At 64.9% G+C, this 24,085-nt stretch carries 19 protein-coding genes; 9 read left to right on the top strand and 10 right to left on the bottom strand.

Features of this window, described 5'->3' with window-relative positions; genetic code table 11:
* Position 1 precedes the first annotated feature (1 nt).
* From NLR35_RS25565 to NLR35_RS25580, 4 genes are all read right to left on the bottom strand, one after another.
* Positions 2–652: a ChrR family anti-sigma-E factor gene (locus tag NLR35_RS25565; RefSeq protein WP_257169293.1), complete on the bottom strand. Its 651-nt coding sequence runs from the start codon at positions 650–652 to the stop codon at positions 2–4.
* Positions 649–1,194: a sigma-70 family RNA polymerase sigma factor gene (locus NLR35_RS25570; RefSeq protein WP_308774610.1), complete on the bottom strand. Its 546-nt coding sequence runs from the start codon at positions 1,192–1,194 to the stop codon at positions 649–651. The genes NLR35_RS25565 and NLR35_RS25570 overlap by 4 nt, the downstream gene beginning before the upstream one ends.
* A 203-nt stretch (positions 1,195–1,397) precedes the next feature.
* Positions 1,398–2,018, bottom strand: a complete 621-nt coding sequence (gene folE, locus NLR35_RS25575) for a GTP cyclohydrolase I FolE (RefSeq protein WP_257169295.1) — start codon at positions 2,016–2,018, stop codon at positions 1,398–1,400.
* A gap of 110 nt (positions 2,019–2,128) precedes the next feature.
* Positions 2,129–3,865 carry a methyl-accepting chemotaxis protein gene (locus NLR35_RS25580; RefSeq protein WP_257169296.1) on the bottom strand — a complete coding sequence of 579 codons (1,737 nt, stop codon included), beginning with the start codon at positions 3,863–3,865 and terminating at the stop codon, positions 2,129–2,131.
* Positions 3,866–4,410: 545 nt separating this feature from the next.
* Between NLR35_RS25580 and NLR35_RS25585 the strand changes: the two genes are divergently transcribed.
* Together NLR35_RS25585 and NLR35_RS25590 are read left to right on the top strand one after the other, a co-directional pair.
* Positions 4,411–5,997 (top strand): B12-binding domain-containing radical SAM protein, encoded by a 1,587-nt coding sequence (locus NLR35_RS25585; protein ID WP_257169297.1) that lies wholly within the window; start codon positions 4,411–4,413, stop codon positions 5,995–5,997.
* A gap of 386 nt (positions 5,998–6,383) precedes the next feature.
* Positions 6,384–8,741, top strand: coding sequence for an RND family transporter (locus tag NLR35_RS25590; RefSeq protein ID WP_257169298.1), 2,358 nt, complete (start codon positions 6,384–6,386; stop codon positions 8,739–8,741).
* Positions 8,742–8,977: 236 nt separating this feature from the next.
* Here NLR35_RS25590 and NLR35_RS25595 read toward each other — a convergent pair whose 3' ends face one another.
* Positions 8,978–9,472 carry a hypothetical protein gene (locus NLR35_RS25595; protein ID WP_006613854.1) on the bottom strand — a complete coding sequence of 165 codons (495 nt, stop codon included), beginning with the start codon at positions 9,470–9,472 and terminating at the stop codon, positions 8,978–8,980.
* A 463-nt stretch (positions 9,473–9,935) separates the two neighbouring features.
* Here NLR35_RS25595 and NLR35_RS25600 point away from each other — a divergent pair, with 463 nt between their 5' ends.
* The 5 genes from NLR35_RS25600 to NLR35_RS25620 all read left to right on the top strand — a co-directional run bounded on the left by NLR35_RS25600 (position 9,936) and on the right by NLR35_RS25620 (position 14,714).
* Positions 9,936–10,169 (top strand): hypothetical protein, encoded by a 234-nt coding sequence (locus tag NLR35_RS25600; RefSeq protein WP_257169299.1) that lies wholly within the window; start codon positions 9,936–9,938, stop codon positions 10,167–10,169.
* Between the two features lie 221 nt (positions 10,170–10,390).
* Positions 10,391–11,266, top strand: coding sequence for a squalene synthase HpnC (gene hpnC, locus NLR35_RS25605; RefSeq protein WP_257169300.1), 876 nt, complete (start codon positions 10,391–10,393; stop codon positions 11,264–11,266).
* A complete protein-coding gene (hpnD, locus tag NLR35_RS25610) occupies positions 11,263–12,102 on the top strand; it encodes a presqualene diphosphate synthase HpnD (RefSeq protein ID WP_257169301.1) in 840 nt (279 codons plus the stop codon). The genes hpnC and hpnD overlap by 4 nt, the downstream gene beginning before the upstream one ends.
* Positions 12,102–13,349 carry a hydroxysqualene dehydroxylase HpnE gene (hpnE, locus tag NLR35_RS25615; protein ID WP_257169302.1) on the top strand — a complete coding sequence of 416 codons (1,248 nt, stop codon included), beginning with the start codon at positions 12,102–12,104 and terminating at the stop codon, positions 13,347–13,349. The genes hpnD and hpnE overlap by 1 nt, the downstream gene beginning before the upstream one ends.
* 600 nt (positions 13,350–13,949) lie before the next feature.
* Entirely contained in the window at positions 13,950–14,714 is a 765-nt protein-coding gene (locus tag NLR35_RS25620) for a phosphorylase (RefSeq protein ID WP_374940858.1), read from the top strand.
* Positions 14,715–14,963: 249 nt separating this feature from the next.
* Here NLR35_RS25620 and hpnH read toward each other — a convergent pair whose 3' ends face one another.
* Both hpnH and ispH read right to left on the bottom strand, forming a co-directional pair.
* Entirely contained in the window at positions 14,964–16,112 is a 1,149-nt protein-coding gene (hpnH, locus tag NLR35_RS25625; protein WP_257169304.1) for an adenosyl-hopene transferase HpnH, read from the bottom strand.
* Between the two features lie 34 nt (positions 16,113–16,146).
* Positions 16,147–17,073, bottom strand: coding sequence for a 4-hydroxy-3-methylbut-2-enyl diphosphate reductase (ispH, locus tag NLR35_RS25630; RefSeq protein ID WP_257169305.1), 927 nt, complete (start codon positions 17,071–17,073; stop codon positions 16,147–16,149).
* A gap of 479 nt (positions 17,074–17,552) precedes the next feature.
* Between ispH and NLR35_RS25635 the strand changes: the two genes are divergently transcribed.
* Positions 17,553–20,141 carry an MMPL family transporter gene (locus NLR35_RS25635; protein ID WP_257169306.1) on the top strand — a complete coding sequence of 863 codons (2,589 nt, stop codon included), beginning with the start codon at positions 17,553–17,555 and terminating at the stop codon, positions 20,139–20,141.
* A gap of 75 nt (positions 20,142–20,216) precedes the next feature.
* Here the strand turns inward: NLR35_RS25635 and NLR35_RS25640 are convergent, their stop codons facing one another.
* Positions 20,217–20,846 (bottom strand): DUF2147 domain-containing protein, encoded by a 630-nt coding sequence (locus NLR35_RS25640; RefSeq protein ID WP_374940859.1) that lies wholly within the window; start codon positions 20,844–20,846, stop codon positions 20,217–20,219.
* Positions 20,847–20,971: 125 nt separating this feature from the next.
* Between NLR35_RS25640 and hpnO the strand changes: the two genes are divergently transcribed.
* Positions 20,972–22,363: an aminobacteriohopanetriol synthase HpnO gene (gene hpnO / locus NLR35_RS25645; RefSeq protein WP_257169308.1), complete on the top strand. Its 1,392-nt coding sequence runs from the start codon at positions 20,972–20,974 to the stop codon at positions 22,361–22,363.
* Positions 22,364–22,749: 386 nt separating this feature from the next.
* Here hpnO and NLR35_RS25650 read toward each other — a convergent pair whose 3' ends face one another.
* Both NLR35_RS25650 and NLR35_RS25655 read right to left on the bottom strand, forming a co-directional pair.
* Entirely contained in the window at positions 22,750–23,526 is a 777-nt protein-coding gene (locus NLR35_RS25650; RefSeq protein ID WP_257169309.1) for an anti-sigma factor, read from the bottom strand.
* Entirely contained in the window at positions 23,523–24,077 is a 555-nt protein-coding gene (locus tag NLR35_RS25655) for a sigma-70 family RNA polymerase sigma factor (protein ID WP_257169310.1), read from the bottom strand. Before NLR35_RS25655 ends, NLR35_RS25650 begins: the two co-directional genes overlap by 4 nt.
* Positions 24,078–24,085: the final 8 nt, after the last annotated feature.

Consider the following 24,085-nt stretch of genomic DNA (forward strand, 5'->3'; position numbering starts at 1 on the left):
GTCAGAGCCGCACGAACGGGCTGATGATGCGGCCGAGCAGGCCGTGCATGCGCAGGTCGCCGGTCATGGCCACGAGGCACAGGCACGGGCCTTCGTCGCCGACCACGGGACGATGATCGACCTCGTCGTCGCCATAGTCGAAATCGCCGGGGCCGTAATAGCCGCCGAGATGGCTGAAGCTGCCCTTCAGCACGCAGGTCAGCTCGTTGCCGGAATGGGTATGCTCAAGCATCCGCGCGCCCGGCTCGGAGCGCAGCAGGAACGCGCGCGACTTGCCGGTGCCGGACAGCATGATCGGGCGCATGCTGATGCCCGGCGCGACGCGGCGGCGCTTGCCGATCTTGCAACGCTTGACCATCTCGGGCAGGTCGGCGAGCTCGGGGTCGATCTCGGCCACCTCGCTGACGCGGGGCGCCGGCTGCGGCCGGCGATCGATCCGCGCCAGCACGGCGTCGAACGCATCCGCGGCCATCGCGACCGGCTCGGCCTTGTCGAGCGACGCACCGGCCAGCTGCTCGATGGCGCGCACGAAGCGTCGGCACCTGCTGCACTCGGCGACATGGACTCCGACGACGAGCCGCTCGGCCTCGTCGAGTGCACCAGTGGCGAAGTCGGCCAGCAGGTCTTCCGGCGGGTGATGGCTGATCGTCATGTCGCGTCGTCCAACAGGTCTCGCAGGCGGTTCATCGCCAGTCTGATGCGTGATTTTACCGTACCGAGCGGCAGTCCGAGCACTGCCGCGATTTCCGAATGCGGTCGTTCCTCGATGAACGACAGGCGGATCACGGTGGATTGCTCCGCCGACAATCTTTCGATCGCAGCCGCCACCCGTGTGGCGTCTTCGACACGCGACACGATCTGGTCGGCGGCGAGCGTCGGGTCGGCTTCCTCGTCGAGGACGATCTCCTTGCTCAGCCGGCCCTCGCGGATCGCCTTGCGCGCGGCGTCGATACGCTGATTGCGGGCAATGGTGAAGATCCAGGCCGCAGCGCCCGCCGTCGACGGGTCGAACTGACCGGCCTTGGTCCACACCGCCACCATGGTCGATTGCGAGATCTCCTCGGCTTCATCGGCGTTGCAGCCGGTCTTGATGAGGAAGCCTTTGATGCGGGGCGCGAAATGCTCGAACAAGGCCCTAAATGCCTCCCGGTCGCCGCGCGCGGCGACGCGTCCGATCAATTCTGCCCAGTCCACAGTTGCCTTCGGCCCTCTGCTCGCACTCGCCATGACGCGGACACCAGGGGCCCGCGCAAATCTCTTGCGGGACGATGCCACGTTCCATGGCGCTAATCTAGCCGCTCTCAGTCGCGTGGTCATGGTCCCCGGCATGCCTTGTCGATACCGGGGAACGCACTGGATGCCAGGCTGGATCACAGCGAGACGAGATTTTTACGCGGTCAATCCTTGAGGTCAGAATTCACCATCGCCAGGAACTCCTGCCGGCTCATCGGGTCGTTGCGGAAGCAGCCGAGCATCCGGCTGGTGGTCAGGTCGACGCCGTGCTTCTTGACCCCGCGCGAGCTGATGCAATGGTGGGCCGCCTTGATCACGACGGCGACGCCCTCGGGCTGCAGCACCTCGTCGATGATGTTGGCGATCTCGGCCGTCATGCGCTCCTGGATCTGCAGCCGCGCCGCATAGGCCTCGACGACCCGGGCGAGCTTGGAGATGCCGACGACGCGGCTGCGCGGCACGTAGCCGACCCAGGCGCGGCCGATGATCGGCGCCATGTGGTGCTCGCAATGGCTCTGGAACGGGATGTTCCGCAGCAGCACCATCTCGTCGTAGCCGGCGGTCTCCTCGAACGTCTTGCGCAGATAGTCTTCCGGGTTCTGGTCGTAGCCGGCGAAGTAGCTCTTATAGGCGCGCGCGACCCGGGCCGGCGTCTCAGAGAGGCCCTCGCGCGAGGGATCCTCGCCGATCCAGGTCAGGATGGTGCGGATCGCATCCTCGACGTCGTCCTGGGTGACGGTGACGGGATCGCAGACGAAGGGGAGTTTCTTGGCTGTGTTGCGCACGGGGGGCTCTCCGAAAGCAGGGAAACGGAACCCCGGGCGCGGTGGATCACCGGGCGGCGGACATTTGCATGTCCGCCGCGCCGGCTTTGGTCATCAACTGAGGATTGCGCTCAGCTCGCCCTGCGCAGCCGCGCCTCAGTGGACGGGCCCGAGCGCAGGTTCTGGAAGAATTTCTCCACCTCGTCGGCCAGCGTCTGGGCCGTCGAATTGAGGTCGCCCGAGGCGGACAGCACGGAGGCGGCGGCCGTCGAGGTCTCGCCGATGGCATCGCGCAGCGAGCCGATGTTCATGACCAGCGTCTGGTTGCCATGCGCGGTCGATTGCGCATTGGCCGAGATCTCGCGGGTCGCCTGATCCTGCTGCTGGATGGCGTTGGAGATGTTGGAGGTGATCTCGTTGATGCCGCGGACGGCCTGGCCGATCTCCCGGACCGCGTCGACCGCCGTCTTGGTCGAAGCCTGGATCAGGCCGACATTCTGGCTGATCTCCTCGGTGGCCTTGGCGGTCTGCCCGGCCAGCGCCTTGACCTCGTGGGCGACGACGGCGAAGCCGCGGCCGGCCTCGCCGGCGCGGGCGGCCTCGATGGTGGCGTTCAGCGCCAGCAGGTTGGTCTGCTCGGCAATGGTCTGGATCAGGGTCAGCACGCCGTCGATGCGCTGGGTGGCGGCGGCGAGGCCCTCGATCTCGGTGATCGACTTCTCGGTGCGCTGGCCGGTCTGCTCGACGGCGCCGGCGGATTGCCGGATCTGGCGGCCGATCTCCTCGACCGAGGTCGACAATTCCTCGGCTGCGCTCGCCACCGCGGAGACGTTGGTCGACGCCTGCGAGGTCGCGCCGGCGGCCGTGACGGCCCGCTCGTTGGCGTCCGCAGTCAGCCGCGTGATCGTCTCGGCGGTGTTGCGCATCGCCGCCGCGTTCTCGGTGACGGTCCGCATCACGCTGCCGATCGCCGTGCGAAACTCTTCGACGGCGGACTCGATATGGCGGGCGCGGGCCTCGCGGATCTCCGAATCCTGCGACACCTGATTGTTGAGGTCGCGGTTGTGCGCCATTGCCTGCTGGAACACGCCGATGGCGCGGGCGAGCTCGCCGACCTCGTCGGCTCGGCCGGCGTGCGGAACCGCGACGTTCTCGGCGCCGGTGGCGACTTGGCGAATGGTCTCGGTGATCTGCGACAGCGGACGCGCGATCGAGCGGGCGATGATGACGACGCCGGCCACGACGAGCAGCAGCATCACGCCGCCGAGCAAGGTGAGCACGAGCGAGAGCTTGCGGTTGGTCTCGGTGTCCTCGCCGATTTTGCGGCCGCGCTCCAGATAGACTTTGGAGAGTTCGTCGAGGTCCTTGTTCAGGGCGGAGCGGACCGATCGGTTGGCATCGTTGTCGCCCCATTCGCGCCCCGCGGCGGGGCTGATCTCATTGGCGCGGCGCACCAGCTCCTTGCGGAAGTCCACGAACTGCTCGATGCGCTTCTTGAAGGTCGCGAATTGCTGCGCGTCGTCCACCTGCACGATGGACTGCCATTTGTCGACGACCTTGAGGATCTCGGCGTTGAACTTGAGCAGGCCCTCGCCGTATTTTTTGACGACCGCCGGATCAGTCGACATGTAGACGCCGCGCGATTCCATGACGACCGCGTAGACGAGGCCGTTGACCAGCTGCACGTTGAGCGCCGCGAGATTCGCCGTCTCGATCGCCTTGGTCAGGTCGCCCGAGCGTCGCGAGTTGTAGTCCGACAACCAGGTGATCGCAGCGGTCAGCAGCGCGAACAGCGCGAAGATCGCGTACAGCTTGACTGCGATGGAATGACGCGTGGCCGTCTTCGTTGACGTCTGACGTGAGGTCATGGAGTGGGATACCGCAGAGTTGGACTACGACGCAGGAACGCTTGTTTGTTAATAGTTATGCAAAACCTTCATGGAGAAAGCGTTAAGTGAGGGTGATCAGTATGATGCAACCCCTGCGTACTTCGTGTTGTTTTTCAATCGATTAGTATGGTCCTGGAACGCGGCTGAGACACGGTGACATCCGTTGGACTACGGACCAGATAGGGACCCTGCGGACAGCCCGTTGCCCTGCAAATGCATTGCAACTTGTGGCTTTCAGGTCTCGCATCGACGGCCTGGCTTCCGGTCGAGACCGCATCGCATCAGCAGCAACGATCGAGCACCCGCACTCCAGCTGGAGGCTGCCAGCAAACAGGGAGGCCGGAACTTCGGCTCGCGGTCCGCGTTGGAGCGAGTCGGACTGTCCGGCTGCCTTCGCAGCGGGTCCTTGCCAAGCCGCGCCTGTACGCCGCATCGGGCTGCGGCTCAACTTTTCCGGAAGGGGTGGCTAAGCTTCATCTTCAGCCGTAAGGTAACCCGATAGCGGGTTGTCGCGAGGGCAGTCGATGAGATTCGAAGGCATCGAAACAGTACGTCGCATTCTCTGTGTGTTTCCGCGCTACACGTCGTCGTTCGGAACCTTCGAGCATGCCTATCCGCTCACGGACGGCATCCAGGCCTTCATGCCGCCGCAGGGGCTGTTGCTGATCGCGGCTTATCTTCCAAGCTCGTGGCAGGTGCGCTTCATCGACGAGAACATCCGCTCCGCGCAGGCGGAGGATTTTTCCTGGGCTGAAGCCGTGTTCGTCAGCGGTATGCACATCCAGCGCCAGCAGATGAACGACATCTGCCAGCGCGCGCACGCGTTCGATCTGCCGGTCGCGCTCGGCGGCCCTTCGGTCAGCGCCTGTCCCGATGATTATCCGAGCTTCGACTATCTGCATGTCGGCGAACTCGGCGATGCGACCGATGAGCTGATCAGGCGGCTGGCCCGCGATCCGTCGCGACCGGCCGAGCAGGTCGTGCTGCGCACCGGCGAGCGCGTGGCGATGACCGACTTTCCGGTCCCGGCCTATGAGCTCGCCGAGGTCAAGAAGTACTTCCTCGGCAGTATCCAGTATTCCAGCGGCTGCCCCTATCAATGCGAGTTCTGCGACATCCCCGGCCTCTATGGCCGCAACCCGCGCATCAAGAGCCCGCAGCAGATCATCGCCGAGCTCGACAAGCTCCGGGAATGCGGCGTCACCGGTTCGGTGTACTTCGTCGACGACAATTTCATCGGCAACCGCAAGGCGGCGATGGATCTGCTGCCGCATCTCATCGACTGGCAGAAGCGCACCGGCTACGTGATGCGGCTCGCCTGCGAGGCCACGCTCAACATCGCCAAGCGGCCCGAGATCCTGGAGAAGATGCGCGAGGCCTATTTCATCACGATCTTCTGTGGCATCGAGACGCCGGATCCGGATGCGCTGACGGCGATGCAGAAGGATCACAACATGATGGTGCCGATCCTGGAGGGGATCAGGACCATCAACAGCTACGGCATGGAGGTGGTCTCCGGCATCATCATGGGGCTGGACACCGACACGCCGCAGACCGCGGACGCGCTGCTGCAATTCGTCGAAGAGAGCCGGATCCCGCTGCTCACGATCAATCTGCTGCAGGCGCTACCGAAGACGCCGCTGTGGGATCGTCTGGAACGGGAGGGCCGGCTGGTGCTCGACGACAGCCGTGATTCCAACGTCAAGTTCCTGATGCCCTATGACGAGGTGGTCACCGCCTGGCGGCGCTGCATGGAGGTGGCCTATGAGCCCGAGCGGCTGTTCGCGCGCTTCAAGCATCAATGCGACAACACCTATTCCAACCGCATCAAGATGCCCGTCAGCGACGAGATGAAGAGCTGGCCGAACGTCAGGCGGGGCCTCGTGATGATGGCCAAGATCGTCTGGAAGGTCGGCGTGCTCGGCGACTACAAGCGGCCGTTCTGGCGTTTTGCCTGGAGCCAGCTCCGGCGCGGCGAGATCGAGAACTTCATCGCGGTTGCCCTGATCGCGCATCACCTGATCATGTTCGCGCGCGCTGCGTCTCGTGGCCATCAGAACGCGTCGAACTATTCGATTCGCCTCCGGGAGGCCGCCCTTCCGGCAGGGTGAAGGCCTGACGTCGATGGGGGGTCGTGGAGGGCCGTGCGGGCAGTGCCTCTGATGCCCATCCAGGGTGATGCCCCATCCCCCGGGGGATGCTTGAGTTCGTCAGGAGTCCGGCCGCCTCGGGCCGCCGCCCGAACTCTTTTCAAGCCGGATAGAATCGTGGCGTGATCGCATCCGGTGCAGGCTCTCCGTGTTGTGTGGCTCGCACGGTTGCGGCCGGGGCGTGAACCCTGCTAGACCCGGCCGGACAAATTTCTGCGTGTTTTCAAGGATTAGCTTCGGCTGTGGGCCACAATGCGGTCATGTCAGCTTCGCTGAGTGGCCTTATTTCTGCCCTATGCGCTCAGGCCTCCCCGAATGGGCCGCGCCGTAACCACTGGACCCCCCGTATGCTGGAAGTCAGGCACGACAACGAAGTCCATGTCGAGAAGGTCGAGCAGCGGCCGGCCGACAGCATCGCCTTCGGATTGGAGCGCGTCGGCCTCCTGGCGGTCAAGGTGCCGGTCCTGTCCTGCATCGTCCTGCTGGTCCTGATCGTTGCCGCCGTGTTCGGCATCAAGCGCATCCAGATCGACGATTCGCTGAGCCAGCTGTTCCGCTCGGACAGCAAGGAATTCCACCAGTACGAGGAGGTCACCAAGAAGTTCCCGGCTGAGGAATTCGATGTGCTCGTCGTGGTCGAGGGCAAGACGCTGCTGGCACGCCAGAACCTCGAGAAGCTCCGCGACTTCGTCACCGACCTCCAGCTGGTGGAGGGGACCCGCGGCCTGGTGTCGCTGTTCTCGGCCCGCCAGGCGCCGGCGCCCGGCAAGCTGCCGGCGGCGCTGTTTCCCTCCGAGCTTCCGGAGGGCGATGCCTATGACAAGTTCATCGAGACGGTGAAGTCCAACGAGATCATCCGCGGCAAGCTGTTATCGGAAGACGGGACGCTCGCGCTGATCGTGCTGTCGCTCGAGCCCAAGGTGGTCGCCTCGAACGACCTCGGCAAGGTGGTCGGCGATATCAGAAAGCTGATGACGGATGATCTCGGCGACACCGGTCTGAACGTGCAGCTCTCCGGCGTGCCGGTCATGCAGCTCGAGATCCGCAACGCGGTCGCGCGTGACGGACTGACCTACAACGTTCTCGGCATTCTCGCCGGCTGCATCATCGCCATCATCTTCTTCCGCAAGGTGTCCTTCATGATCGCGGCGGCGTTTCCGCCGCTGATCGCGATCCTGCTTGCGCTCGGCGCGCTCGGCTGGGCCAATTTCAATCTGAACATGTTCCTGAACGTGATGACGCCGCTCATCATGGTCATCAGCTTCTCGGATTCGATGCAGCTGACCTTCGCCGCGCGCGACCGGCTGATTGCCGGGCAGGACAAGTTCACAGCCTTCAAGAATGCGGTGCTGGTCGTCGGTCCCGCCTGCGTGCTGACCCACGCCACCGCGGGCATTTCCTTCATTGCCCTGCAGTTCTCCGACAGCGACCTGATCCGCAAGTTCGGCGAGGCGGGCCTCGCTGCCACCGTCATCGCGCTGATTGCGGTGCTGTCGCTGGTGCCGGTGTTCGGCGTGCTCCTGGTGCGCAACGAGAAGCTGTTCGCGGTGAAATTCCAGGGCGCCGATGCCGGCGTCCAGGCGCTGCGCAATTTCTGCTACTGGATCGCGGTGCGCATGGTCGGCCGGCCCGGCCTGTTCAGCCTGATCGCCGTGATCTTCGTCGGCGGCCTCGCGGTGGTCTATGCCAGCCTCGAGCCGCGCTACCGTCTCGCCGACCAGGTGCCGGACAAGCAGCAGGCGGTGGCGGCGAGCAACCGGCTCGATGCCAAGCTGACCGGCGCCAATCCGGTCAATGTGCTCATTCAATTCCCGAAGGGCGCCTCGCTCTACGCGCCGGAGACCCTGCAGACCATCGCCGACGTCCACGCCACCGTCGAGAAGACCGCCGGCGTCGGCAACGTCTGGTCGGTCGAGACGCTCAGGCGCTGGCTCGCCGAGAAGGCGCAATCGTCGGATACCGCGACCTTGCAGGAATACGTCAACCTGATCCCTGAGCACCTGGTGCGCCGCTTCATCGACAAGGAGCAGGACGCCGTGGTGGTCGCGGGCCGCGTCCCCGATCTCGATTCCAGCCAGCTGCTGCCGGTGGTCGACAAGCTCGACCACGAACTCGACGCAGTCAGGAAGAAGCACCCGGGCTATGAGGTCGCGGTGACCGGCCTTGCCGCGATTGCCGCGCGCAACTCGGCGAGCATGATCCAGAAGCTCAACCACGGACTGACCATCGAATTCGCTCTGGTGGCGATGTTCATCGGCCTCGCCTTCCGCTCATGGGTGGTGATGCTGGCCTGCATCCTGCCCGGCATCTTCCCGGTCGTGATGTCCGGCACCTTGCTGTGGGCCATGGGGGAGGGGCTGCAATTCGCCAGCGTGGTGGCGCTGACGGTGTCCTTCGGTCTCGGCCTGTCCGCGACCATTCACTTCCTCAACCGTCTCAGAATGGAGAGCGCGCCCGGTGTCAGCGCCGCCGTCGCGGTCGAGCGCGCCACCGTGCTGGTCGGCCCGGCCTTGATCCTCACCACGGTGGTGCTGGCCTGCGGCCTCGTCGTCACCGTGTTCTCGGATCTGCCGTCGCTGCGGCTGTTCGGCTGGCTCAGCGCGTTCTCGATGGTGGCGGCGCTGTTTGCCGACCTCTTCATCCTCCGGCCGACGGCGATGTTTTTGATCAACCTGTCGCAGAAGCTGAAGCGTAAGCCGGTGTGAGGAAAGGGGCTTGTCCAAGCCCCAACCACAACTGTCATCGCCCGGCTCGACCGGGCGATCCAGTACGCCGCGGCCTATCGGCCCTATCACGTCCGCCTCTGGAATACTGGATCGCCCGGTCAAGCCGGGCGATGACAGCGGGGGTTTCGATGGGCGTCCGATTCCTGCGGAGGCATCGCAAAACAAAACGGCCCTGACATCGTCAGGGCCGTTTGCTTATTCAGACGCTGAGCCGATCAGGTCTTCGACATCGTGATGTTGACGCCGCGGATCTCGCCCTTGGAGGAGATCTGCACGACCTGCTTGTTGCCGTTGGTCCTCAGGTTGATGCTGGCGGCGAAGCCGGCGGCCTGGACGAACACGTCGATCTGGCCGTTGCCGGCGGTGCCCTGCAGCTCACCGTTCACGTTGCGGCTCGATTCGCTCCAGTTGCCGGAGATGCGGTCACCCTGGCTGGTGACGTCGCTGGTCAGCAGGAACTTGTAGCTGTCGCTGGCGCATTGCAGGCTCTGCTTGAGATTGGCGCCGGCCACCTTGTAGCTGGCCTTGCAGCGGATGCGCTCGGTGGTGCCGTCGGACAGCGCGACCGTGCCGTTGCCGGACCACGAGCCGTCGAAGCCGGCGAACGGGCCCGACTGCGCATGAACGGCCGACGCCGAGACAATGAGCGCGACGCCGAGACCGGCGGCCTTGACGAGGCGTCCCGAGAGAGGTGAGCCGAACAGTTTCATATCGAGTTTCCCATCCAAAATGACACCGTTGTGCCGGCGTGTGTCGCCGCTTCGAACACTTGGTGTTCTCGCCGAACGTTAGGTTCAAATGACGACCAGTCCGGCGCTTTGCAAGACGGCATCACGTGCCTGCCGCACCCGCGCCCGCGCGAAAAGCGGCTGCAGAGCTCGCCCTCAAAGCTCCGACGGCGCTGCATCTAACGGTCCGCGCGGCATGCTTGCAACAGCCAAATGCGAAAAACGTGGCGTCAGAATAATGCCCTAGTATCAACGCCTTGTTTGTGCCAAAGCTGTGATCGCCGAGCTTGATCGCTCGGCAACATAGGGCGCGAATTTGGCCGCATTTGGCAGCGTAGCTCCGGCGCTGGGGGGCTTGCGGTCCTTGCCGAACCAAACAGGTGTTTCCCGGTCCGCATCGGCGATCCCCGGGAGGTTGCCTCTGCTGTCAAAATGAAGGAACACGATGCGTAAGATTTGCCTGGCACTTTCCCTGCTGTCGCTGACCATGTCCACCGGCGCCTTCGCACAAGGCGCGCGTGGCACCGCCGAGGAGCAGGCGGCCTGCACCCGTGACGTTCAGAAGTTCTGCCGTTCCGTGATCGATCAGGGCGACTTCACCATCCTGGCGTGCCTCAAGGAGAACCGCCCCAAGATCAGCGCCGACTGCGACAAGGTGCTCAAGAACCACAACCAGTAAGCGGTTGCCGTCCGGGAGGCTTGCTTCCGGATCGTGGTTAACGGTCGCCGGTCTGCCCCGTCAGGGGCGGACGGCGGCCTGTCTGTATTGGCGGTCCCCTATCGATTGCATTGGTTTTGGCTGGATCTTCGCCTATATGGAGGCCAGCAATCCGTTCGCATGAGCGAAGCGGCGGGCATTGTTTTCGGTAGCGCCCTTTCAACCTGATAGCTGTTTCGTCCATGACCACCGCGAGCGATTTGCGATCCGGCAAGACACACCGGGACGAGAACTTTCCGGTCGCCTCGTGGATCATCCGTCCCGAGCACCGGGCGTTGATTCTCGCGTTCTACAATTTCGTGCGCACCGCCGATGACATCGCCGATCACCCCAGCCTGCCGGGTGATGAGAAGCTGCGGCTGCTCGATCTGCTCGAGGCCGAGCTGACGGGAACAGGCGAGACCCAGGACGTCGCGGTCGGCTTGCGCCGGGCGCTGGCCGAGCGCGGCATGCCGCCGCGCCACGCGCTCGACCTGCTGGTCGCGTTCCGCATGGACGTGACCAAGCTGCGCTACGAGAACTGGGACGAGGTGATCCACTATTGCCGCTATTCGGCGATGCCGGTCGGCCGCTTCATGCTCGACGTGCACGGTGAATCCACCGCCACCTGGCCGGCCTCGGACGCGATCTGCGCCGGCCTGCAGATCAACAACCACCTGCAGGATTGCGGCAAGGACTATCGGGCGCTCAACCGCGTGTATCTGCCGCGCGACGCGCTGGCTGAGGCCGGCGCGACCGTCGAGATGCTCGGCGAGGCCAAGTCATCTCCTCAGCTCCTGAGCTGCCTGCAGAAGCTCGCGGTGCGCAACGCGGCGCTGCTCGAGGAGGGCAGGGACCTCAACAGCGGCGTCAAGGATTTCCGGTTCGGGCTGGAGATCGCGGTCATTCAGGCGTTTGCCGACCGTATCGTCGCGCTGCTCCAGGTGCGGGATCCGCTCAGCGAGCGCGTCCACCTTTCGCCGACTGGCATGCTCGGCCTCACCTTCACGTCGGTGGTGGGCGAGATCGGCCGCCGCGTCGCCGGTCGCCATCCCCAGACCAAATCGGCGGGCGCATGACCCTCGAAGCAACCGCAGAGAATATCGACCACGGCACGGCTGCCTCGGGCAGCTCGTTCTACGCGGCCATGCGCATCTTGCCGCGTGCGCAGCGCGACGCGATGTTCCAGGTCTACAGTTTCTGCCGCGAGGTCGACGACATCGCCGATTCCGACGGCCCGCGACCCGAGCGGCTGGCGGCCCTGCAGAAATGGCGTGACGACATCGACGCACTGTATCGGGGCAACCCGCCGGCGCGGCTGCACGACTACGTCAGTTCGGTGAAGACGTTCGGGCTCAAGCGCGAGGATTTCCTCGCCATCATCGACGGCATGGAGATGGACGTGCCGCAGGAGATCCGCGCGCCGGATCTGGCGACGCTCGATCTGTATTGCGACCGGGTGGCCAGCGCCGTCGGTCGCCTCTCGGTTCGCATCTTCGGCATGCCGGAGGAGGATGGCATCCTGCTCGCCCATCACCTCGGCCGTGCGCTGCAGCTCACCAACATCCTGCGCGACATCGATGAGGATGCCGGCATCGGCCGGCTCTATCTTCCCCGCGAGGCGCTGCTGTTCGCCGGCATCACCGGTGACGACCCGGCCAAGGTGATGCAGGAGCGCGCGCTGCCGAAGGTCTGCAACTCCGTTGCCGTCCGGGCGAAGACGCATTTCGAGAAGGCCGACGAGATCATGCGGCGCAATCGCCGCCGCGCGGTGCGCGCGCCTCGCATCATGTCGAAATACTACCGCGCCGTGTTCGATCTCCTGATGGACCGCGGCTTCGCGCTGCCGCGCGAGCCCGTCCGCGTGAGCAAGCTCACGAAGATCGGCATCATCCTCCGCTACGCTTTCATCTGATGACCAAGACCGCTCACATCATCGGCGCCGGGATCTCCGGCTTCTCCGCCGGCGTGCGGCTCGCCAATGCGGGCTACACCGTCCATGTCCACGAGGCGACGCAGCAGCTCGGCGGCCGTTGCCGCTCGTACTATGACGCCGCGACCGACCTCGTGATCGACAACGGCAATCATCTGTTGCTGTCGGCCAATCACCACGTGCTCACTTACGCCCGCACGATCGGCTCGGAGGCGGGGCTGGTCGGTCCGAAGGACGCGCAGTTCGCCTTCGTCGACATCAAGACCGGGCAGCGCTGGCTGCTCGATCTCGGCAGCGGCCGGCTGCCGCTGTGGGTGTTCGACGAAAGCCGCCGCGTACCCGATACCAAGCTCGGCGACTATCTGGCGCTGTCGCCGCTGATCTGGGCCGGCACCTCCAAGACCATCGGCAGCACCATCCCTTGCAAGGGGACGCTGTATGACCGCCTCGTGCAGCCGCTGCTGCTGGCGGCGCTGAACTGCGATCCGCCGGAAGGCTCGGCCGGGCTCGCCGGCGCCATCGTACGCGAGACCTTGCTGGCCGGCGGGCAGGCCTGCCGTCCCCTGATCGCGCGCGATGGCCTCTCGGGCGTGCTGATCGACCCGGCCGTGAAGTTCCTGGAAGGCAAGGGTGGCAGTGTCCGGATCGGCCGCGAGCTCCGCGGTCTCGAAAGTGCGGGCGGTCGCGTCACCGGCCTCAAGTTCGGCGACGACACCGTCGCGCTCGGGCCGTCTGATGTCGTCGTGCTGGCGGTGCCGCCGCGGCCGGCGATGGGGCTGCTGCCGGGCCTGACCGGGCCGACCAAATATCGCGCCATCGTCAATGCTCATTTCCGCATCACGCCGCCGAAGGACGCGCCGGCCTTGCTCGGCGTCGTGGGTGGCCTCGTCGAATGGCTGTTCGCCTTCCCGCAGCGGCTGTCGGTGACCATCAGCAATGGCGACCGGCTGGTCGACATGCCGCGCGAGGAACTCGCCACGGCGATCTGGGCCGACGTCTGCAAGGCCGCCGGCATCTCGGCCGCGCTGCCGCCCTGGCAGATCGTCCGCGAGCGCCGCGCCACCTTCGAGGCGACGCCCGAGCAGAACGCGCTGCGCCCGGGCGTGAAGACCGCCTTTGGCAATCTCGCTCTGGCCGGCGACTGGACCGACACCGGCCTGCCGGCGACGATCGAAGGCTCGGTACGCTCCGGCGACCGGGCCGCCGATCTGTTGCTGGGGCAGGGCTGACCTCGCCGGCTCGTCGGGGCGTCGTCGACCCCGCCACGCTTCGGAGATGCCGAGCAGGGCTTCCCACCACCGGTGTCGTCCCGGCCTCCGCGCCGGGACCCATACGCCGCGGCGGTCGTGGTGAGAACACGGTGCCGGTCGAGCGGGTTCAACCAACGGGCTTCACGGCGTATGGGTCCCGGATCGGCGCCCCAACGCTGCGCGTTGCCGGGCTTGTCCGGGACGACACCGGTGCGTTGGCGCGAGTCGGCTGCGGGCTTTCCTGTTTCGGCCGAATCCTGCCGGGACGACCGCGCTCCCGACGTGAGTCTCACATCTTCGTGGCGCAGTTTTTGCTTAAAGTTCCATCAGCGGTGATGCTTCGTCGCCTCTGTTCCACCGTGGAACAGCGGCCGGCGGGACTAAATGGCAACACCGGGTAAAAAAGACAGCGTGTGCGGGTGCAGTGCGGCGCAAACGGGGTTTCCTCGCGGATTTTTTCTGCGTAATCCTCAGTTTGTTAAGGTCTTTCCGCTCTGGCGCCGCCGCGGCTGAGGCTTTGGAACAAGAGACGGAGACGTCGGATTTTGCGACGTCCGAGAAGGTGTCAGGGGTCGGATTGTGAAGTTGGGGATGGGGGACGAAACGTCCACGGATCGCCCGATTGATCCGCGGCCGGTCTTGGTCGTGACGGGGCTTGTGCAGGAGGCTCGCATCGCTGCGGGGCCCGGCATGATGGTGATCTGCAGCTCGAGCGATCCCAAGCAATTGCGCTCGCTGCTGACAGTATTCGACCCGACCTCGATCCGCGGCGTCGTCAGCTTCGGCGTAGCCGGCGGTCTCGATCCGAGCCTGAAGGCCGGTGACATCGTCGTTGCCACCGAGGTCACTGCGGGTGATGCGCGCTGGCTGTCCGGACTGTCGCTGCGCGAGGAACACATCGCGCGCGCCGCGCTGAAGAAGCGCCGCGTCGTCCGCGGCGTGCTCGCCGGTGCAGAGGAAGTTGTGGTGGCGAAGGCCCGCAAGGCGGCGCTGCGCATGAAGACGGGCGCTGCCGCCGTCGACATGGAAAGCCACATCGCCGCCGCCTATGCCGCCGAATACGGTCTTCCCTTCGCCGCGCTGCGCGTCATCTCCGATCCCGCGCACCGCACGCTGCCGTCGCTCGCCAAGGACGCGATCAAGCCGAACGGCGATATCGACCTGCCGATGATCCTGCGCGGCATCGCCCGCAATCCGACCGTGCTGAGCGGCCTGGTGTCGACGGGCATCGAGTTCAACCGTGCCCTCCGCTCACTCCGCGGCGCCCGCGACCTGCTGCTGAGCGGCGTACTCGCAGCCGAGCATTTCCTCGAGACCGAGACGCTGGCTGCCGCAGAGGCGTGAGCGGTCGCGTCGAGCTTCTGAAAGCGGCAGGACCTATCGCGCATTGATATGCGTGCTGTCGAGACTAACGCCCCTACTCATCGGTGACTCCGTCATGCCCGGGCTTGTTCCGGGCATCCACGTCGTTCTCAGTGTGCCGGCCGACGTGGATGGCCGGACAAGCCCGGCCATGACGACGTCGAGAGTTGCTCGTGCAAAAAAAGGCCGCCGATTGCTCGGCGGCCTTTTTGCTGTCCATTGATCGACGCCTCAGGCCGCGGTCGAGGCTTTCTGCTGGGCTTCGATGGCCTCGTCCTTGCGGATCTCGGAGAGGCGCTTCTGCACCTCGGAGGAGAACACGTACTGCGCCGGGCGCTGCTTGGAGAGGTCGATCTCCGGCGCCATCGGGCCCTCGGTCTTGATGCCGCGCAGCGACACGGCCATCGCCTTGATCGGGTTGCTCAGCGCCGCATTGGCCGCGGTGGCCTCGTAGCCGCAATGCGCCATGCAGTCGGCGCATTTCTCGTACTTGCCGGTGCCGTAGGAGTCCCAGTCGGTGGTCTCCATCAGCTCCTTGAAGGTCTTGGTGTAGCCTTCACCGAGCAGATAGCAGGGCTTCTGCCAGCCGAAGATGTTGCGGGCGGGCATGCCCCAGGGCGTGCACTCGAACTCCTGGTTGCCGGCGAGGAAGTCGAGGAAGAGGCCGGAATGCATGAAGTTCCACTTCTTGCCCTTGCCGAGCGCGAAGACGTCGCGGAACAGCTGCTTGGTCTTGGTGCGGTTCAGGAAGTGCTCCTGGTCCGGCGCGCGCTCATAGGCATAGCCGGGGGACATGGTCACGCCGACGCCGAGCTCGGTGGTGAAGTCCAGGAACTTGGCGATCTCCTCGGCCGGGTGGCCGTCGAACACGGTGGCGTTGACGTTGACCGTGAAGCCGCGCGCCTTGGCGGCCTTGATCGCGGAGACGGCGCGGTCGAACACGCCCTTCTGCGACACGGCCTTGTCGTGGTGATCGCGCAGGCCGTCGAGATGCACCGAGAAGAACAGATAGGGCGACGGCTCGAACAGATCGAGCTTCTTCTCGAGCAGCAGCGCGTTGGTGCAGAGCGAGACGAACTTCTTGCGCTCGACCAGGCCGCGGACGATCTCGCCGATCTCCTTGTGGATCAGCGGCTCGCCGCCGGGAATCGCGACCATCGGCGCGCCGCATTCGTCGGCGGCGTCCCAGCATTCCTGCGCGCTCATGCGGCGGTTGAGGATCGCATCGGGATAATCGATCTTGCCGCAGCCGGCGCAGGCCAGGTTGCAGCGGAACAACGGCTCCAGCATCAGCACGAGCGGATAGCGTTTCCGGCCGAGAAGCTTCTGCTTCATCAGATAGGCCCCGATACGCAGTTCCTTATGGAAGGGGATTGCCATTACGTCTCTTCTTTCTGGACCAAACGAGGACCGATCAGCCCGCGACCAGCTCGGCCGGCAGGCGGAATTCGATGTTTTCTTCCCGCCCCGGGACCACCGCGACCTCGACCGGTCCGATGCGCCGCAGGGCTCTCATGACGTCGTCGACGAGCACTTCCGGAGCCGAGGCGCCGGCGGTGATGCCGACGGCCTTGGCCTGCTTCAGCCAGTCCGGGTTGAGCTCGCTGCCATCTGCGATCAGATAGCTGTCGACGCCGGCCTCGGTGCCGATTTCGCGCAGTCTGTTCGAGTTGGAGCTGTTGGCGGCGCCCACCACCAGGATGACGTCCACCAGCTTGCTTAAGTCCCTTACCGCAGATTGCCGGTTCTGTGTCGCATAGCAGATATCCCGGATATCGGGACCTTGAAGGTCTGTAAAGCGGGCTTGAAGGGCCGAAATGATGTCCCTGGTGTCGTCCACGCTGAGCGTGGTCTGGGTAATATAGGCCATTGGCGTGTTGAGCGGCAGGGGCAGGGCGGCCACATCGGCGGTATTCTGGACCAGATAGACCGGTCCGGGAACCTGGCCCATGGTTCCCTCGACCTCCGGATGGCCGGCATGGCCGATCAATACCAGGGTGCGGCCCTTCGATACATAGCGCTTGCCCTGGTTGTGGACCTTGGTCACCAGCGGACAGGTTGCGTTGAGCACGGGCAGGTCGCGGGCGGCAGCCTCTTCTTCCACCGTCCGCGCCACGCCATGGGCGCTGAACACGGTCACGGCACGCGGCGGCACTTCCGAAAGGTCCTCGACGAAAACAGCGCCCTTGGCCTTCAGGCTCTCGACCACGTGCTTGTTGTGAACGATCTCGTGGCGCACATAGACCGGCGGGCCATGCTTCTCCAGCGCGCGCTCGACGATCTCGATCGCGCGCACCACGCCGGCACAGAATCCGCGCGGTTGCGCGAGATACACCTGCAAGGGACGTCCGTCAGCCACGTTGCCTCACTTTCGACCTGGCACCTCCGTGCGTGCGATGGGGTTGCAATATCCGCACCAAGCGATTGCCCCATTTTGCCCGCCGATGAGCATGAAAGCGCAGGGCTTTGTGTCAAAAATCGAGCGGATAGGAAAGCCGGTTTGCAACTCGCTCTCATGTGACCGCCGACACACAAGCCGATCGGGCCCTGAGGTATTTTAGTAATGATAGATTAATCCAGTCAATTGAGTAGCTTATGATCTCACTCGTTCGTCACTTTACCGCCGAGAACAGCCGCTATATCAGCCGCCCCGACGGTTCCGTGCATCGTTCCACCTGATCCGCCGTCCAGGGACCATCCTCGTCTCCGAAGGCTGGGCCAGACCCGGCCGGGGCATGCTCCGAGCTTGGCGCTGGCCTGGGAACTCCGCCATGAAGCGGACGTTTCCGCCCAGCTCTTTAAACCTTAGAAAGTCACGAAGTGCTGACAACGTTTGTCGTCTCGATCGTCAAGGCCTGCACCCGGTTTGCGTGGCCGACGTTGATTGTGGGCCTGCTCTTGTCGGTGGGCGCGGGGGTCTACACGGCCGGCCATTTCTCCATCAATACCGACATCAACAAGCTGATTTCCCCCGATCTCGACTGGCGCAAGCGCGACCAGCAATACGAGCAGGCGTTCGATCGTGACCGCATGATCCTCGGCGTCGTCGAGGCGGCGACCCCGGAGCTGACCGGCGTGGCGGCGGACGCGCTCGCCAAGAAGCTCAAGGGCGATACCGCGAACTTCTCCTCGGTCGAGCTGCTCGGCGGCGGCGAGTTCTTCGCCAAGAACGGCCTCCTGTTCCTGCCGACCGAGGAAGTGAAGCAGCTCACCGGCCAGTTCGCCGCGGCTGCACCGCTGATCGAGATCATGGCCGGCGATCCCTCGATCCGCGGCCTGACAGGCGCGCTGGAGACCGGCCTTGCCGGCGTCAAGCGCGGCCAGGTGCAGCTCGACAACGCCGCCCGCCCGTTCGACTACATTTCGCAGACCGTCGAGACCGTGCTCGACAAGGGCGACGCGACCTTCTCCTGGCGGCAGCTGATCTCCGACAAGCCGCTCGAAGACAGCGACAAGCGCGCCTTCATCCAGTTCAAGCCGATCCTCGACTACCAGGCGCTGGAGCCGGGCAAGGCCGCCACCGACGCGATCCGCCAGGCGGCCGCCGAGCTCGATTTCCCGAACCGCTTCCACGCGCGCGTCCGGCTGACCGGTCCGGTGCCGATCGCCAACGAGGAATACGCCACCGTGCAGGAGGGCGCCGTGGTCAACGGCATCGGCACCGTGGTGGTCGTGCTGATCATCCTGTGGCTGGCGCTGCATTCGGCCAAGATCATCTCGGCCGTGTTCATCAACCTGTTCATCGGGCTCGCCCTCACCACGGCCGTCGGCCTGATGATGGTCGGCTCGCTGAACCTGCTGTCGGTTGCCTTCGCGGTCCTGTTCATCGGCCTCGGCGTCGATTTCGGCATCCAGTTCAGCGTCCGCTACCGCTCCGAGCGGTTCAAGAACGACAACCTGCCTGAAGCGCTCGCGGAAGCGGCGCGGCGCTCGGCGGTGCCGCTGTCGCTCGCGGCGATGGCAACGGCTGCCGGTTTCCTGTGCTTCCTGCCGACCGACTACAAGGGCATCTCCGAGCTCGGCGCCATCGCCGGCGCCGGCATGATCATCGCCTTCCTGTCGTCGATCACGGTGCTGCCGGCGCTGCTCAAGATCCTCAATCCGCCCGGCGAGAAGGAGCCGGTCGGCTACGCCTTCCTGGCGCCGGTCGATCATTTCCTCGAGAAGCACCGCGTGCCGATCATCGTCGGCACGCTGGGCCTCGTCATCGCCGGCCTGCCGCTGCTCTATTACATGAAGTTCGATTTCAACCCGATGAACCTGCGCAACCCGCACGCCGAATCGATCGCGACCTATCTGGACCTGCGCAAGGATCCGAACACCGGCGCCAACGCGATCGACGTGCTGACGCGCTCGGAAACCGAGGCGAAGGCGATCGAGGAGAAGCTCGCGAAGCTGCCGGAGGTGGCGCGGGTGATGTCGCTCGACAGCTTCGTCCCTGAGGACCAGCCAACCAAGCTGAAGCTGATCGCGCAGGGCGCCAAGGTGCTCGGGCCCGCACTCAATCCGGATCAGGTCGACGCCGCGCCGACCGACAAGGAGAATATCGACGCGCTGAACTCGACCGTGGACAATCTCCGCCGCACCGCCGGTGACGGCAAGGGTCCCGGCGCCGTGGCGTCGCGGCGTCTGGCCGACGCGCTCGCCAAGCTCGCCGGCGCCAGCGAGGCGATCCGCAATAAGGCCCAGGCGGTGTTCGTCGAGTCGTGGAAGATCACGCTGGAGCAGCTCGGCGCCACCCTGCAGGCGCAGCCGGTCACGCTTGCCAATCTGCCGCCCGAGCTGGTCTCGCAGTGGAAGAGCAAGGACGGACTGATTCGCGTCGAGGCGCAGCCGAAGGGCGACCCGAACGACAACGACAATCTGCGGCGGTTCGCCAATGCCGTGCTGAGCGCCGAGCCCAACGCGATCGGCGGTCCGGTGTCGATCCTGAAGTCCGGTGACACGATCGTGAAGGCGTTCATTCACGCCGGCATCTACTCGCTGGTCGTGATCAGCCTGCTGCTCTGGGTGACGCTGAAGCGCTTCTCCGACGTGCTGATGACCCTGGTGCCTCTGCTGGTTGCCGGTGCCGTCACGCTCGAGATCTGCGTTCTGATCAAGCTGCCGCTGAACTTCGCCAACATCGTCGCGCTGCCGCTGCTGCTCGGCATCGGTGTGGCGTTCAAGATCTACTACGTGGTGGCGTGGCGCGGCGGCCGCACCGATCTGCTGCAGACCAGCCTGACGCGGGCGATCTTCTTCAGCGCGCTGACCACGGCAACCGCGTTCGGCAGCCTGTGGCTGTCGAGCCATCCCGGCACATCCAGCATGGGCAAGCTGCTCGCGCTGTCGCTGGTGACGACCCTTGCCGCAGTGCTGCTGTTCCAGCCGGCGCTGATGGGCAAGCCCCGCGAGGTGCACGAATAGGGCGAACTATTCGCAACAAGAAAAAAGCGGCCGATGCAATCGGCCGCTTTTTTGTTTGGTGGAGCGTAAGCTGCGTCAGCGCGGGCGCGCGACCTCGGGCAGCAGGCAGATGTCGCCGACCTGATCGGCCGGCTTGCCTGCCGGCGGCTTGGCCGCTGCCGTCGCGCCGCTGCCGACACCGGTTGTAGTGGTAGCAGTCGTAGTGGATTTGGGCGCGGACGCGTGAGCAGGGGCGGGCGCAATTGGTTTTTGCGTACCTTTGGCCATGCTGTTGACCGGGCTCGACGGGATCGGAGGACCGACTCGCGTCCAGGTCTCGCCGCCGCACAGGAAGCCGAGCACGCAGCCCTGGATTTCCAGGTGATCCGGATCGGTCGGCGTGATCGTCGAGGCGTACAGCTTGCCGTCCTTGGCGTTGTAGACTTGGCCTTCCCAGGCTTCGGCGCCGGGCTTCTTCTTCATGTCGATCAGGATCGGCATGCCCAGCGTCGGCCGGCTCTGCCGGGAGGCGTCCGGATTGTTGACGTCGCGCCCGCCCGGGGTCTTCTCCCAGGCCACCACGCCCCACATGCTGCCATTGCATTGTGCGACTCGGATGTTCGCGACCCCGTCGGCCACCCGCCAGTCGCCGGTGGGATCGGCAGCGAGCGCAGAAGAAATTCCTGCTGCGAACACCACTGCGGAGTATGCTATCGTTGTCGACATGAGAGATTTAAGGCGATGCAACATTGGCAGAAACCCGTGCTTGCTTTGATGGTGCGAATGAGGGCAAAACGCCGCATTGCGCGTTTTCAGTTGACGTCACGTCCATCAACCGAAGTATGTAGCCGATGCTAAAGACCAATATAGACGTTTCCGAGATGTTTGTGGAGCGCCAGGCGCAGCGCAGCACCATGCATTCCCGGCATCTGAACGAGCAATTGGTCCGCGTCCTCAAGACGATTGGATACGATGTCGGGTTCCAAAAGGGACAGGGGCAGTATCTCTACGATCGCGACGGGGCCCGTTACCTCGATCTACTCAGCGGTTTTGGCGTCTTTGCAATCGGCCGCAATCATCCGACCCTGCGAGATGCGCTGAAAAGCGTTCTCGACAGCGACATGCCGAACCTCGTGCAGCTCGACGTCTCGACGCTCGCGGGCGTTCTTGCCGAGCGGCTGCTGGAATATGTCCCGTATCTGGACAAGGTGTTCTTTGCGAATTCCGGCGCGGAGACGGTCGAAGCGGCGATCAAATTCGCGCGTGGTGCCACGGGGCGGCCGGGTATCGTCTATTGCGGGCATTCTTATCATGGCCTCACCTACGGCGCGCTGTCGCTGACGGATGATTCGAACTTCCGCGCCGGCTTTGAGCCGCTGCTGCCGGGCTGCACGGCGATCCCGTTCAATGATCTCGCGGCGCTCGAGCAGGCGCTGTCATCACGCGAAATTGCAGCGTTTATCGTCGAGCCGATCCAGGGCAAGGGCGTCAACATGCCCTCCGACGAGTTCCTGCCGGGCGCAGCTGCGCTCTGCAAGAAATACGGTTCGATCTTCATTGCAGACGAGATCCAGACCGGCATGGGCCGCACCGGCCGGTTCCTGGCGGTGGAACACTGGAACGTCGAGCCGGACATGGTGCTGCTGTCGAAGGCGCTGTCGGGCGGTCATGTCCCCGTCGGCGCGCTGCTCACGCGCAAGGCGATCTTCGACAAGATCTTCAACCGCATGGACCGTGCTGTCGTGCACGGCTCGACCTTCGCCAAGAACGATCTCGCGATGGCGGCCGGTATCGCCACCCTCGAGGTCCTCAAGGCCGAGAAGCTGGTCGAGGCCGCCGCCAAGCGCGGCGCCGAGCTGCGTCTGGCGCTGACGCGGATGGTGCCCGGCTACGAGCTCCTCAAGGAAGTCCGCGGCAAGGGCCTGATGATCGGCGTCGAGTTCGGCGCCCCGACATCGCTGCGGCTGAAGGCGTCGTGGAACGTGCTGGAAAGTGCCAACAAGGGCCTGTTCGTCCAGCTGATCACGGTGCCGTTGTTCAGGGATCACAAGATTCTGACCCAGGTCGCCGGCCACGGCTTGCACACCGTCAAGCTGCTGCCGCCGCTGACCATCACCGAAGAAGACTGCAGCTGGATCGAACGCGCCTTCGACGACGTCATCGCCCAGAGCCACAAGGTCCCCGGCGCGATCTGGTCGCTCGGCAAGACCCTGGTCGACAACGCGATCCGCAAATCGGCCTGAGCCGGTAAATGTGTAGGGCGGGCAAAGGCGCGTAGCGCCGTGCCCACCGTCTGATCTCTCGTTGCCGTGGGCACGCTTCGCTTCGCCCATCCTAAGCGACAACAGCTGATAGCCAGCCGCGCTTGCGCTGCTCGATGCAGCGCCCTCTCCCCTTGCGGGAGAGGGCATCGACGCCCTGTCTGCGCATGCAGTTGGGTGAGGGGTATCTCTCCGCCGACGCCGCTCGCGGAGAGATACCCCTCACCCAACCGAGCTTGCTGCACTTTCCTACATGCCCTCTCCCGCAAGGGGAGAGGGCACATTCACTGAGACCGCGTCTGATCGTCTCCTTCACGCTTAGTGCGTCTCGACGACGAGTTGTCTCGGTACTGCCCATCCTTTTCTATTCACCCATCCATCGCGCGCTCGAACCGCTCGCCGAACTCATTGAGCTCCTCGACATTGATGTCGCTCACGGCCCAGTAGCTCAGCCCGCGCGCACGCCAGCTGCGGATGTTGAAGCCTTGCAGCGTGTCCAGCCTCGGTGCGCGGCGATCGGTCGAGGACGTCTGCGCTACGAACAGATTGATGACGTGCTGACGCCGGCGATAGACCACCGCGCCGATCGCGCGCGCGTCGACGTAGTCGAGGCGGCCGCCGATCAAGGTGAATCCCTCAGCGGTGAGATCGATCACCGGCGGCGCGACGTCGAGCTTGCCGTTGAACCAGGGCTTCACCGTGTGCTGGTCGGTCGAGATCACGTCGGTCAAATGGCCGGCCTGCAGCGAGCGCAGATGCGCCGAGACGATCTCGGCCTCGATGCGTTGCTGATCGTCGTTGCGCAACACGATCGCGACGAGGCCGGTGGCAGCCAGGGCCGACACCGCTGAGCCCATGGCGAAGCCTCTCAACAACGTGCGGCGGCTTGGCGCTGAGACAAGCGGTGTCACGTTGGACGATTGCGCAGGCGGCAGCGCCGCCTCGATGCGCTCGCGCAACGCGGCCGGCGCCTTGTAACGGAGGTCGGCACCGGCCAGCGCCTGCTTCATCTCTCGGACCGCAGCAAGCTCCGAAGCGCAGCGCGGGCAGGTCGCGACATGGGCCTCGACCTCAGTGCTGTGGCCGGCGTCGAGTTCGCCGTCGGCCAGCGCATGGATCAGGATCTCTGCTTCATCGCAGGTCATCGTGGTGGCTCCTCCTGCGCGAGCCAGGCGGCGCGCAGCATCGCGCGGGCGCGGGCGAGGCGGGACATCACGGTGCCGACCGGCACGCCGGCGGCCTCCGCAATCTCGCGATAGGACAAATTGTTGATCTCGCGCAGCACGAAAGTCTCGCGAAACGGCTCGGCCAACGCGGCGATCATCCGCTGGATCGCAGATGCATCGCGCTCGCGCAGGACGGCGCTCTCCGGCGTCTCGACGCTCTCCTGCCAGAGTGGCGCCTGTTCGGCAGTCTCGGGCGTATCCTCCAGGGCCTTGACCGGCGCGCCGGCGCGGCGGGTGAATTCTGCATGGCAGACATTGCGCAGGATCGCGAACAGCCATGGCTTCATCGCAGGTCCACGATAGGTGTGGAAGTGCTTCAGCGCGCGCAGATAGCATTCCTGCACGGCGTCCTCGGCGTCGGCGGGATTGCGCAGCAGATAGCGCGCCAGCGTGTAGACGTCGTCGAGATGGGGCAGCGCTGCCTCGCGGAAGTGCCGCGCCCTCTCGGGATCGTCAGGCGATGTGGTCACCGGCTGTC

Source organism: Bradyrhizobium sp. SRS-191, assembly GCF_024586915.1.
Taxonomy (GTDB): Bacteria; Pseudomonadota; Alphaproteobacteria; order Rhizobiales; family Xanthobacteraceae; genus Bradyrhizobium.